This window comes from [Enterobacter] lignolyticus SCF1, from assembly GCF_000164865.1.
In the GTDB taxonomy this organism is placed as follows: domain Bacteria; phylum Pseudomonadota; class Gammaproteobacteria; order Enterobacterales; family Enterobacteriaceae; genus Enterobacter_B; species Enterobacter_B lignolyticus.
In genome coordinates this window covers 2,570,775-2,583,181 of record NC_014618.1, presented here as the reverse complement: position 1 = coordinate 2,583,181, position 12,407 = coordinate 2,570,775, and the positions used below count along the sequence as shown (strand labels likewise).

At 57.1% G+C, this 12,407-nt stretch carries 10 protein-coding genes; 5 read left to right on the top strand and 5 right to left on the bottom strand.

Annotated features, from left to right (window positions below; translation table 11 throughout):
* Window positions 1-99: 99 nt before the first annotated feature.
* Complete coding sequence (nifJ, locus tag ENTCL_RS12130; protein ID WP_013366423.1) at window positions 100-3,624, bottom strand: pyruvate:ferredoxin (flavodoxin) oxidoreductase; 3,525 nt, start codon at window positions 3,622-3,624, stop codon at window positions 100-102.
* A gap of 214 nt (window positions 3,625-3,838) precedes the next feature.
* Between nifJ and ENTCL_RS12125 the strand changes: the two genes are divergently transcribed.
* Window positions 3,839-4,339, top strand: a complete 501-nt coding sequence (locus ENTCL_RS12125) for a glycine zipper 2TM domain-containing protein (RefSeq protein WP_237325132.1) — start codon at window positions 3,839-3,841, stop codon at window positions 4,337-4,339.
* A gap of 63 nt (window positions 4,340-4,402) precedes the next feature.
* On the opposite strand, the gene ompC is transcribed toward ENTCL_RS12125, so the two are convergent.
* The gene (ompC, locus tag ENTCL_RS12120) at window positions 4,403-5,545 is read right to left on the bottom strand and encodes a porin OmpC (RefSeq protein WP_013366421.1); all 1,143 of its coding nucleotides are present in this window, start codon (window positions 5,543-5,545) and stop codon (window positions 4,403-4,405) included.
* Between the two features lie 621 nt (window positions 5,546-6,166).
* On the opposite strand from ompC, the gene ENTCL_RS22980 reads away from it, so the two are divergent.
* Complete coding sequence (locus ENTCL_RS22980; protein WP_013366420.1) at window positions 6,167-6,433, top strand: putative hemolysin; 267 nt, start codon at window positions 6,167-6,169, stop codon at window positions 6,431-6,433.
* Window positions 6,434-6,437: 4 nt separating this feature from the next.
* Here the strand turns inward: ENTCL_RS22980 and hslJ are convergent, their stop codons facing one another.
* Window positions 6,438-6,860 (bottom strand): heat shock protein HslJ, encoded by a 423-nt coding sequence (hslJ, locus tag ENTCL_RS12110; protein ID WP_044612128.1) that lies wholly within the window; start codon window positions 6,858-6,860, stop codon window positions 6,438-6,440.
* Window positions 6,861-6,977: 117 nt separating this feature from the next.
* Complete coding sequence (locus ENTCL_RS12105; RefSeq protein WP_013366418.1) at window positions 6,978-7,967, bottom strand: 2-hydroxyacid dehydrogenase; 990 nt, start codon at window positions 7,965-7,967, stop codon at window positions 6,978-6,980.
* A gap of 267 nt (window positions 7,968-8,234) precedes the next feature.
* Between ENTCL_RS12105 and ENTCL_RS12100 the strand changes: the two genes are divergently transcribed.
* From ENTCL_RS12100 to ENTCL_RS12090, 3 genes are read left to right on the top strand one after another with little or no spacing between them, the layout of a single operon-like run.
* Window positions 8,235-10,874, top strand: coding sequence for a YdbH family protein (locus ENTCL_RS12100; protein ID WP_013366417.1), 2,640 nt, complete (start codon window positions 8,235-8,237; stop codon window positions 10,872-10,874).
* A 41-nt stretch (window positions 10,875-10,915) separates the two neighbouring features.
* Entirely contained in the window at window positions 10,916-11,065 is a 150-nt protein-coding gene (locus ENTCL_RS12095; protein WP_418112725.1) for a YnbE family lipoprotein, read from the top strand.
* A gap of 7 nt (window positions 11,066-11,072) precedes the next feature.
* On the top strand, window positions 11,073-11,396 hold the full coding sequence (locus tag ENTCL_RS12090; RefSeq protein WP_013366415.1) for a YdbL family probable chaperone protein: 324 nt from the start codon (window positions 11,073-11,075) through the stop codon (window positions 11,394-11,396).
* Here ENTCL_RS12090 and feaR read toward each other — a convergent pair whose 3' ends face one another.
* Entirely contained in the window at window positions 11,397-12,305 is a 909-nt protein-coding gene (gene feaR, locus ENTCL_RS12085) for a transcriptional regulator FeaR (protein ID WP_013366414.1), read from the bottom strand.
* Window positions 12,306-12,407 lie beyond the last annotated feature (102 nt).

The window sequence follows — 12,407 nt, the reverse complement described above, 5'->3', positions numbered from 1 at the left end:
CCGTGTGTCTTTTAATTATTTTTGTACTTTGCCCTTAATTAACAAGCCCGAATGATTATTCGGGCTTTTTTCATTTATACCGTCGGAGCGTCCGTTACTTTATTCCGATTCCGTTTTCTCCGCTTTACCGGCAAGCTGAGCGAGGAAGTCGTAGCGCTTTTGCAAATCCGCCGCGGCGTCTTTCCAGATCTGCTCCGCCACCTCCGGCTGCTGAGCGTTAAGACGACGGAACCGCTGTTCGTTGAGCAACGTTTCCGCCAGCGCGTCTGACGGCGGGCGGGAATCGAGCGCCAGCGGCAGTTTACCTTCATCAGCGCGGCGCGGGTCAAAGCGATACAGCGGCCAGAAGCCCGTAGCGGTGAGCTGGCGCATCTGATCGTGGCTCAGCGCCAGGTCATAACCATGCTCTTCGCACGGGCTGTAGGCGATAATCAGCGACGGGCCAGGATAAGCTTCCGCCTCCTGAATCGCCTTCACCGTCTGGTTAAGCTGTGCGCCAAGCGATATCTGGGCCACGTAAACATGTCCGTACATCATCATGCTGACGCCGAGATCTTTACGCGCCTTACGCTTGCCGTGCTCGCCAAACTTAGTGACCGCGCCGAGCGGGGTGGCTTTAGACGCCTGGCCGCCGGTATTGGAGTAACACTGGGTATCCAGGACCAGAATATTGACGTTTTCAGTCAGGCTCAGGACGTGGTCGAGGCCGCCGAAGCCGATATCGTAGGCCCAGCCGTCGCCGCCGATAAGCCAGATGGATTTCTCAACCAGCGCGTCTGCATCGGTCAGCAGCTCTTCGGCGCCCTGTTGGCCTGCCAGATGCTGACGCAGCGCGGCGACCTGCTCGCGACGCTGCTCCGGCGTGGCGTCCGCATGCAGCGCATCGTTCAGCGCCGCGGGCAGCTTATCGGCAACATTGTCCAGCAGGCGCATGACGCGCTGGCGATGCTGGTCGACCGACAGGCGGAAGCCCAGCCCGAACTCGGCGTTATCTTCAAAGAGCGAGTTGGCCCATGCCGGGCCGCGGCCGTTGGCATCGGTGGTATACGGTGTTGAGGGCAGGTTGCCGCCGTAAATCGACGAGCAGCCGGTGGCGTTGGCGATCAGCATGCGGTCGCCGTACAGCTGGGTCAGCAGCTTGATGTACGGCGTTTCGCCGCAGCCGGAGCAGGCGCCGGAGTATTCAAACAGCGGGGTGATGAGCTGCGACGTGCGAATGTCGATGCGCTCAAGCTTGCTGCGGTCGATTTCCGGTAGATTGAGGAAGTAATCGTAATTGATCTTTTCCTCTTCCACATGCTCAAGGCGGGACATCATATTGATGGCCTTGATGTCCGGGTTCTGGCGATCTTTCGCCGGGCAGACCTCAACGCACAGGTTGCAGCCGGTGCAGTCTTCCGGCGCCACCTGCAGAACGTATTTCTGGCCGCGCATATCGCGGGATTTGACGTCCAGCGAGTGCAGGCTGGCCGGCGCGTTTTCCATTGCCTCCGGCGGAACGACCTTAGCGCGGATGGCTGAATGCGGACAGGCCGCGACGCAGTGGTTGCACTGCGTGCAGAGCTCCTCTTTCCAGATGGGGATCTCTTCGGCGATGTTGCGTTTTTCCCAGCGGGTGGTGCCCATCGGCCAGGTGCCGTCCGGCGGTAGCGCCGAGACGGGAAGGGCGTCGCCCAGGCCCGCCAGCATCGCGGCGGTGACGGTTTTGACAAAATCAGGCGCCGCATCGGAGACCACCGGCGGTCGGTTCGGGCTGCTGGCGTTTACCGGCTGCAGCGGCACCTCCGCTAAGGATTCGCGGGCCAGCGCCAGCGCCTGCCAGTTACGTTCGACCAGCTCCTTGCCTTTGCTGCTGTAGCTTTTGGCGATAGCGCCCTGCAGTTCCGCCAGCGCGCTGTCGCCGGGCAGAATGTTCGTCAGGTGGAAGAAGGCCATCTGCATCACGGTGTTAATACGCGCCGCGAGGCCGCATTCGCGGGCGATTTTAGCCGCGTTGACGACAAAGAAGCGGGCTTTCTTCTGATTCAGCACGGCCTGCACTTCCTGCGGCAGGCGTGACCAGACCTCATCCGCGCTGTAGGGCGTATTGAGCAGGAAAATGCCGCCAGGCTTCAGGCGTTCGGCCATCTGGTATTTATCGATGAACTGCAGCTGGTGACAGCCGACGAAATCCGCCTGCGATACCAGATAGGCGGAGCGAATCGGCTGCTCGGAGACGCGCAGGTGCGAAACGGTCAACCCGCCGGCCTTTTTCGAGTCATAAACGAAATAGCCCTGGGCGTACCACGGCGTCGAGTTGCCGATAATTTTGATGTTGTTCTTGGTGGCGGAGACGCTGCCGTCGCTGCCAAGACCATAGAACAGCGCTTCCAGTTTGGCGGTAGAGGGCAGGGAATTTTCCGGCAGCGGTAGCGACAGATTAGTGACATCGTCATAGATACCGACGGTAAAGCGCGGCTTCGGCTGCGCGGTGTTCAGCTCGTTAAAAATAGCCAGCACGCACTCCGGTCCGAACTCTTTTGACGACAGCCCGTAGCGGCCGCCGATCGTGCGCGGCAGGGTGGCGCGTTCGCCGCGGTTGAAGGCTTCCGCCAGCGCCGTCATCACGTCGAGGTACAGCGGTTCGGCCTGCGCGCCCGGCTCTTTGGTGCGGTCGAGCACGGCGACGGTGCGCGCCGATGTTGGCAGTTCGCTTAACAGGTGGGCAGCCGAGAACGGGCGATACAGCCGCACTTTCAGCACCCCGACCTTCTCACCGCGGGTCAGCAGTTCATCGACGACCTCTTCGCAGGTGCCAATCGCCGAGCCCATCAGCACAATGACGCGCTCCGCCTGCGGGTGGCCATAGTATTCAAACGGTTTGTACCGGCGTCCGGTTTCGGCGGCAAAATCGTTCATGGCCTGTTCGACGTGCTGACAGACGGCGTCATACCACGGGTTGGTGGCCTCACGGGACTGGAAATAGGTATCCGGGTTGGCGGAGGTGCCGCGGATCACCGGGTGCTCCGGGTTCAGCGCGCGCGCGCGGTGCGCGTCTATCTCCGGCTGCGGCAGCAGCTTAAGAATGGTGCTGTCGGCCAGCGGCACGATTTTATTGATTTCGTGCGAGGTGCGGAAACCGTCAAAGAAATGGATAAACGGCACGCGGCTCTTCAGCGTGGCGATATGGGAAATCAGCGCGAAATCCTGCGCTTCCTGAACGTTTGCCGCACTGAGCATGGCGCAGCCGGTCTGGCGTACCGCCATCACGTCGGAATGGTCGCCGAATATCGACAGCGCGTGGGTCGCTACGGTGCGGGCGGCGACGTGCAGAACAAACGGCGTGAGCTGTCCCGCCAGCTTGTAAAGCGTCGGGATCATTAACAGCAACCCCTGCGAGGAGGTAAAGGAGGTCGAAAGCGCGCCGGTCTGCAGTGCGCCGTGCACCGCGCCGATGGCCCCGGCTTCCGACTGCATCTCCACGACCCGAGGAACATCGCCCCAGACGTTTTTTAATCCGTCGCCTGCCCAGGCGTCCGCCTGTTCCGCCATGGTTGAACTGGGCGTAATCGGGTAGATGGCGATCACTTCACTGGTGCGAAACGCCACCGACGCGACTGCGCCGTTACCGTCAATCGTAATCATAAGACACCCTTACATTGCGCAAAAAAGGGACCCGCAAAAACGTCCGCGAGTCCAGTAATTATGCGCCAGTATAGGACGAACGGGTATTCCATTGAAGTTATGGGGCTTTCGAGTGCACAAATTGATCCATGGAGCCGTAACCGCATCCGTTAGCGCGCGAAAGGGGCAGGTTTCTTAACTATTTTACTTATAAATTATCACCGTATGGCATCAAATGCTTAAAAGCGTTTGTTTTCTCGCTGGCAGAATTCGGGCAACCATTATTGTTGATGAGAACAGAGGTATTATGAAGAAAACGGCATTGTTAGCGGTGGGTTTTTTGATGTTGTCTGGTCAGGCGGCTGTCGCCGGAACAAAAACCTTGGTCGAATACGGCACGGTACAGGAAAGCCATATTATCAGCAGCTCGCAGGGCAGTCGCCCGCTGCGCACGCTTGCCGCAGGGGCCGTCGGCGGGGCAATCGGCCATCAGTTTGGCAGCGGTAATGGAAATACGGCAATGACAATCGCTGGCGCAGCGGCAGGAGCGGGTATTTCACATAACCGGCAAAGCAAGCAGCAGAGCGCCCAGACCGTTGATTTATTGATTAAAACGAATGGCGGCCAGCTAATAGAGGTTACGCAGCCTTATAACGGCTCGCTTATTTTTAATAAAGGGGACAAGGTGCGTATATTGACGTCAGGTTCAGATACCAGCGTTGATAAAAACGTGTAGCCGGGGGTTTGAATAAAAAAATGCGGGGATGGCTCCCCGCATGCATCATGAAACAACCAGGGATTAGAACTGGTACACTAAGCCCATCGCGACGATGTTGTCGGTCGCAATACCGTTGTCTTTGTAGAACTTGTCGTTGCCGTCCAGCAGGTTGATTTTGTAATCAATATAGGTGGACATGTTTTTGTTGAAGTAGTAGGTCGCGCCCACTTCCATGTAGTTAACCAGATCTTTGTCATCACCGCCGCCGATCAGGTTCAGGTCCTTACCTTTAGACTGCAGGTAGGAGATGCTCGGACGCAGACCGAAATCGAACTGGTACTGAGCAACGATTTCAAAGTTCTGGGTTTTGCTCGCGATACCGCCGCCGTTGGTGCTGTTAGCATCACCGTACCAGGTCATGTTGCGGGTTTCGGAGTACATGGTTGCCAGGTAGATGTTGTTCGCATCGTACTTCATACCCACGGTCCATGCGTCGGCCTTATCGCCGTCAGTGTACTGCTGGCCGTGCGTGGCGTAGGCGTTTTTCTGCTCCAGAGTGCGGTTAGAGGTGGTGTACGCCGCACCCGCGCTGAAGCCTTCGCCGAAGTCATAGGTAGTAGAAATACCGAAACCGTCGCCGTTCGCCTTGGTAAAGTCACGATCGCCGTTGTTGGTGCCTTCGCCAACGCCCGGGTTCTCGTTCTTACCCTGGTACTGCAGGGCGAAGTTCAGACCGTCAACCAGGCCGAAGAAGCCGCTGTTGCGGTAGGTTGCAACACCGTTAGCACGACCGGTCATGAAGTTGTCGGATTTGGTGTAAGAGTCACCGCCGAATTCCGGCAGCATATCGGTCCAGCCTTCGATGTCGTACATAACGCCGTAGTTACGACCGTAATCGAATGAGCCGTATTGACCGAATTTCAGGCCCGCGAACGCCAGACGGGTCCAGGAGTTGCTTTCGCTCTCGGTGGTGTTAGCATTCACCTGGTATTCCCACTGGCCGTAACCGGTCAGCTGGTCAGTAATCTGGGTCTCACCCTTCAAACCTAAACGCATGTAGGTCTGGTCGCCATCGGCGCCAGTATCGTTAGAGAAGTAGTGCAGACCGTCGATTTTACCGTACAGGTCCAGTTTATTGCCGTCTTTATTATAGATTTCTGCTGCCTGGGCGGTACCAGCAACCAGCAGGGCGGGGACCAGTAAAGAGAGTACTTTGATCTTCATGTTGAAATCCTTGTGTTCTTAACCGTTTTTATATACGTGTGCCACTGTAAATTCTGACGTTTGAAATCCTGCCGTCAGAGGTCTGCATAATAAACACTGAGTTCAATTTTTAATAAGCGGCATTTGTAATAAGTTTTATTATAAATTTATCTTTGCACACAGTTTATTATTGAATAAAAATATATTTTACTTTTTGGTCGCTTGATGGGATATCTGTAAGTGTTTAACTTTCATGTATTTTATCTTTGCATAAATGTGCCTTATTCCGTTTATTATGATTTCGGAGCCTCGCGGCTCCGTTTTTTTTTGTACCGCTGAAAACTGATTTTCAGGTATGTAAAAGGCACAAAAGTAATTTACTTTGAAATTTATAAATAAATGAAAATTAATAAACTGAAAATCGTCGGGGATTATTTTTGGTGCGCTAAAAAAAGAAATAAACCCGGGAATGACCGTGCGCTTGACGGCGCAATGCCGCAGAGGGCGCGAGAGAGTGGCAGGAGCAAAATTGGCAGAAAATGTTTCTGTAGCGCATAAATGCGGGATACGTCTCTCGACGAAACGGCCTGCAGTGCCTATGATGCTTAGATTTTGCGAAATTTTTGTCAGGGGAGCGAGAAAATGCGAGCAGCGTTTTGGGTAGGGTGCGCGGCGTTATTATTATCAGCCTGCAGCAGCGAGCCGGTGCAACAGGCGACAGCGGCGCACGTGCCGCCTGGGCTGCGGGCGTCGATGTCGGATTCAGGGCAGGCCAACTGCGCCATGGTCGGCGGTTCGTTATCGGTTGCCCGGCAGCTTGACGGCTCGGCTATCGGCATGTGCGCATTACCCAACGGCAAACGCTGTAGCGAGCAGTCTCTGGCTACCGGGAGCTGCGGTAACTACTAGCGGCTCAATGCATCAGGTCGGCAAGCTTATAAACCAGCGAGTCACTGGCGGTCGCCAGCGTCAGCTGGTTTTCGGTTAAATCGACCTGGGCGCCGTTACGCAGCATTTTGCTGACGGCGGCATCCAGTGTATTGAGCTGAGAATCGGTACACAGCCTGCCGGTCATCGCCAGGTTTTTCACCTTCAGCTCGCCCAGCGACAGCGCGCCGTCGCCCATAAACGTGTTGCACATATTGCCGTAGACGTGCATGTTTTCGCCAAAGCTCAGCTCAAGGAGCTTATCGCCGCTTTTCACCGCATGGCCGTTCACGCTTTCCAGAACGAAACGGTGGTGCTGCAGCTGTTCCGGGCGAATCGACACTTTACTGTTGTAAACACAGCCCCCCAATACCGTCACGGCCGCCAGCAGGGCCGCCGCTTTTTTCAAACTGCACATCAGAATATTCACCATACCAATAAAACAATGCAAGGGTGTCACTGTAGGGCGGGGCGCGTCTGTGGGGATTATCTGAAAGTGCTCCCCGCTGGCGGGGAGCAGGAAAGGTTAAACCAGCGCGTTCGGGCAGGTTTCGCCGCTATCGATAAGGCGCAGGTTTTCCAGCGTGGTCTCTGAAATGCTGGTCAGCGCTTCGGCGGTCAGGAAAGCCTGATGTCCGGTGAACAGCACGTTATGGCAGGCGGAAAGGCGACGGAAAACGTCATCCTGAATAACGTCATTGGACTTATCTTCAAAGAACAGATCGCGTTCATTCTCATACACGTCCATGCCCAGCGCGCCGATTTTCTGGGTTTTGAGCGCTTCGATCGCCGCCTGGGAGTCAATCAGGCCGCCGCGGCTGGTATTGATGACCATCACGCCGTCTTTCATCTGCTCGAACGCCGTGGTATTGAGCAGGTGATAGTTCTCCGGCGTCAGCGGGCAGTGCAGTGAAATCACGTCGGACTGGGAGAACAGCGTCTGTAAATCAACGTACTCGACGCCAAGCTCCAGCGCCGCTGCGCTCGGGTACGGATCGAACGCCAGCAGCTTCATACCGAACCCCTTCAGGATACGCAGCGTCGCCACGCCGATTTTCCCGGTACCGATCACCCCGGCCGTTTTGCCGTACATGGTGAAACCGGTCAGGCCTTCGAGGGAAAAATTGGCGTCGCGGGTGCGCTGATAGGCGCGATGAATACGGCGGTTCAGCGACATCATCATGCCGATAGCGTGCTCGGCCACGGCTTCCGGCGAGTAGGCCGGGACGCGGACGACCCGTAAACCCAGCTCTTTTGCGGCGTCCAGGTCGACGTTGTTGAAGCCCGCGCAGCGCAGTGCGATATATTTAACTCCATGATTTTTAAGTTCTTCCAGAACCGGGCGGCTGCCATCGTCGTTGACGAAAATACAGACCGCTTCGCAGCCGTGCGCCGTTTTCGCTGTTTTCTCGGTTAAAAGGAAGTCAAAAAATTCAAGTTCAAAGCCAAATGCATCATTAACATTTTGCATGTACTTTTTATCGTACTGCTTTGTGCTATAAACTGCGATTTTCATAAGACTTTTCTCCAGTGATTTTAGAGTCACGGTAGCATAATTCAAATAATCTTACAAATTTTAAAATTTAGTTTAATCATGAGGTTATACGCGTTATTTTAGCCTGGAATCTGCGGAATTTTTTGAGAATTATCCGCTACGAGGCGAGCATACCTATACAGAGCATATATGCTTAAATTTGATAGCGACTTTAACTGGCGAACATAACATGCCAAACTATGGGCTAATTCGGCTTTTAATCACAGATAATCAGGATGTTAACTGCCCATGAGAGGGACCTGGAAAGCCGCGATAGCGCTCCTGCTATTACTGATACTTATACCGCTAACGCTACTGCTCACGCTGACGCAGTGGGTTCCTACGCTTGCCGGGATCTGGCTGCCGGTGGGAACGCGTATTGATATCGCCGAACGGCCGCACTTCAGCCGTGGCGCGGTGCGCCTCCCCGAGCTGCGCTACCTGGTCGGCGATTGCCAGATAGCGGTGGTGAAGGACGCTAAGCTCTCCCATCCCAGCCGCTGGCGCTTGAACATCGCGGCGCTGGACATCAACTCGGCCTGCCTGAGCAAACTTCCCGGCAGCGAACCCATTCCCGGCGCGCCGCGCACGCTCGCCCAGTGGCAATCCATGCTGCCCTACAGCTGGCTGACTATCGAACAGCTGCGCCTCTCGCCGTGGGAGAAATGGCAGGGGCGTCTGACGCTCTCAATGACGCCGAAGCGCCAGGAGCTGCTCTATGGCGGCGACGCCGTGACCCTGAGCGCCAGGCTGCAGGGGCAGACGCTGACGGTGGACAGGTTTGAAGCCCAGCTGCTGGAAGATCGCCCGCCGGTGAAGCTTGTCGGGGAGTTCACCCTGCCGCTGGTGCCGGACGGCCTGCCGGTGAGCGGGCACGTGGAGTCCTCTTTCCAGGTCCCTGACGTCGACGCGCTGGTCGATGCCGAGCTTGACTGGCGCGAAAACGCGGGGCAGCTGGTGGTAATGGCGCGCGATAACCCCGAGCCGATTTTTGACCTGCCCTGGGAGCTGACCCGCGAGCGGCTCACCATCAGCGACGGCCGCTGGAGCTGGCCGTGGCAGGAAGGACTTTCGCTCAGCGGCCGCGTCGGCGTGAAGATTGATAACTGGCAGCAGGGGCTTGATAAAATGCTGATCGCCGGGCGCCTTAACGTGCTGACGAAGGGGGCGGCGGGCAAAGGCAACGCCGTGCTGACGGTAGGCCCCGGTACGCTGAGCATGGATAACAGCGCTATGCCGCTGCAGTTAACCGGCGAAGCCAAGCATAACGACCTGGTGTTCTATTCGGTACTGCCTGCGCAACTGACCGGGTCGGTGATGGATCCGAAGCTGGCCTTTTTACCCGGCGCGCTGCTCCGTTCCCGCGGGCGGGTGATCGATTCGCTCAATATTGATGATATCCGCTGGCCGCTGGCCGGGGTTAAATTAACCCGTGAGGGCGTTGACGGCCGCCTGCAGGCAATCCTCCGCGCGCATGAGCAGCAGATGGGGGATTTTGTGCTGCATCTTGACGGGCAGGCCAATAATTTTCTCCCCGACCAGGGAACCTGGCGCTGGCGTTACTGGGGCGACGGGCGCTTCACCCCCATGCAGGCGAAATGGGATGTGAAGGGCGACGGCGAATGGCGCGACAGCGCGATCCTCCTCAACAGCCTGTCGACGGGGTTCGATAAGCTTGAGTATGGGACCATGCTGGTGAGCAAACCCCGCCTGGTGCTGGAGCAGCCGGTGCACTGGATCCGCAACGAGCAGCACCCGCGGTTTACCGGCGCCTTGTCGCTGGATGCTGAAGAGACGCGTTTTACCGGCGGCGGCTTTCTGCCGCCGTCCTCCCTCAAATTCAGCGTTTCCGGGCGCGACCCGACCTGGTTTCAGTTCAAAGGCGACCTCCATGCCGATAAGATTGGCCCCATCCGCCTGACCGGACGCTGGGACGGCGAGCGCCTGCGCGGTGAAGCCTGGTGGCCGAAACAGTCGCTCAGCGTTTTCCAGTCGCTGGTACCGCCGGACTGGAAGATGAGGCTGCGCGACGGCACCCTGTACGCCCAGGTGGCGTTTTCCGCCGCGGCAGGGCAAGGCTTTGAGGCCGGCGGACACGGCGTCCTGAAGAGCGGCAGCGCCTGGATGCCGGACAACCAGATCAACGGCGTCGATTTTGTGCTGCCGTTTCGTTTCGGTAAGGGCGCGTGGCAGCTGGGCGGTCGGCGTCCTGTGACGCTGCGTATCGCCGAGATAGTCAACCAGATAACGGCCCGCAACTTAACCGCGGACCTGCAGGGGAGCTACCCGTGGAGCGAGCGCGATCCGCTGCTGCTGAGCAATGTGAACGTCGACCTGCTCGGCGGCAAATTGTCGATGCTGCAGCTGCGGATGCCGCAGCACGATCCGGCGCTGCTGCGGGTGCAGAATATATCCTCAAGCGAGCTGGTCAGCGCGGTCAATACCAAGCAGTTCGCCATGTCCGGCCCGTTCAACGGCGCGCTGCCGCTGTGGCTGGACAACGCGCAATGGATAATCAAAGACGGCTGGTTGGCTAACGCCGGTCCGATGACGCTGCGTATCGATAAAGACACTGCGGATGCGGTGGTCAAAGACAATATTGCGGCGGGCGTGGCGATAAACTGGCTGCGCTATATGGAGATTTCGCGCTCATGGACGAATATCAACTTAAATAACCTGGGGGTCCTAACCCTGCAATCCACCCTCACCGGCACCAGCCATGTTGAGGGAAAAAGCAATACTGTGCATTTAAACTATACCCATGAAGAGAATATCTTCGATCTTTGGCGCAGCCTGCGCTTCGGCGACAATCTTCAGGCGTGGCTTGAACAAAATGCGGCACTGCCCGACCTTCGCTGTCGGGACGGTAAGGAATGTAAGGAGCAATAATGAGATACGTCATCGCCGTGCTGGGCCTGTGGTCCGCACTCATGCTAACCGGCTGTACGCCCCGGATTGAAGTCGCCGCGCCCAAAGAGCCTATTACCATCAACATGAACGTGAAAATCGAGCATGAGATCCATATCAAGGTGGATAAAGACGTCGAAAATCTGCTGAAATCCCGTAGCGATCTGTTCTGAGGACACCATGAAAAAATACCTGTTAATGGTTCTCCTCAGCCTGGGGCTATTGAGCCAGCCGGCGATGGCCCTGACCCTCAACGAAGCGCGGGCGCAGGGGCGCGTCGGAGAGACGCTGAGCGGCTATCTGGCGCCGCTGAAGCAGGATAAAGAGACGCTGGCGCTGGTCAATCAGATCAACGCCGCGCGCAGCGAAAACTATCAGCAGCTTGCCGACAGCAATAATCTTCCGGTGGATGAAGTGGCGAAAATGGCGGGGCAGAAGCTGGTGTCACGCGCCCAGCCCGGCGAATATGTGCAGGGGTTGAACGGCAAATGGCTCAGGAAATGATCAGCGGTGACGCTTGCGGTACTCGCCCGGCGAAATGCCAAAACGCTGGCGAAAGGCGGTAGAAAAATGGCTGTGGTCGGTAAATCCCCAGTGATAGCCGATCCCGGCCAGTTTCTCATCATCCGCCGCGCAGCGTAGCGCCCGGGCGCACAGGTCCAGGCGGCGGTTTTTAATATACTGCGCGACCACCAGGCCATTATCGGCGAACATCCGGTACAGGCTGCGCACCGACATCCCCGTTTGACCGGCGATCCACTCCGGGCGCAGGGATTCCGACTGAATATGCTCATCAATCAGGGCGACCACCTTTTCGAACTGCCGCTCGCGGCGCGACGGCGTCACCTCCTGCTGCTGTAGCACCGGGCGCAGCAGACATACCAGCGCCTCAAGGGCGGCGGCGCTTTCCGTCTCCGACAGCTCGCGGTTATTCATGCTCTCCTGCAGCAGACGGTGGCTCAGCTGCACCATCGGCAGCGATTTATCCAGCCGCGGCACGCAGTGGGCATCGCCCATGCGCAGCTGCTGTTCCAGCAGGGGGCGCGGCAGCAGCAGCGAGATCTGCCGCGAGCGCTGCTGCCAGTAGAATGAGCAGGGACGCGAGGCGTCGACCAGCGTAATGTCGCCCGCCTCAAGGCAGGTCTGCTTATCGTTTTGCTCCATCACTGCCCGGCCTTCAAGCTGAAATACCGTGTAGAACCACGCATCGTTGTGATCCTTAATCTCCCGTTCGGTACGGTAGAGATTGACGTTGGCGGTGGTGACCGTGCTCAGCTTCAGCGCATGGGTATAGCCCGTCTCCAGCTCGCCGGTGAATTCGCCGTTCAACGTTTGTGCGGCAAAGCTTCCGCACTCCTGGTTGATTTGCGCCAGCCAGCGCTGGAACTGCTCATTGTCGGTTGCGTGCGCCATGGTCAGTCTCTGTAAGCAAAATGATTTTTTATTGTTGCATTTATGTTGCATGAAAAGCCATCAACGTGACTATACGAAAGAAGTATCGCCAGCAACAGCAGG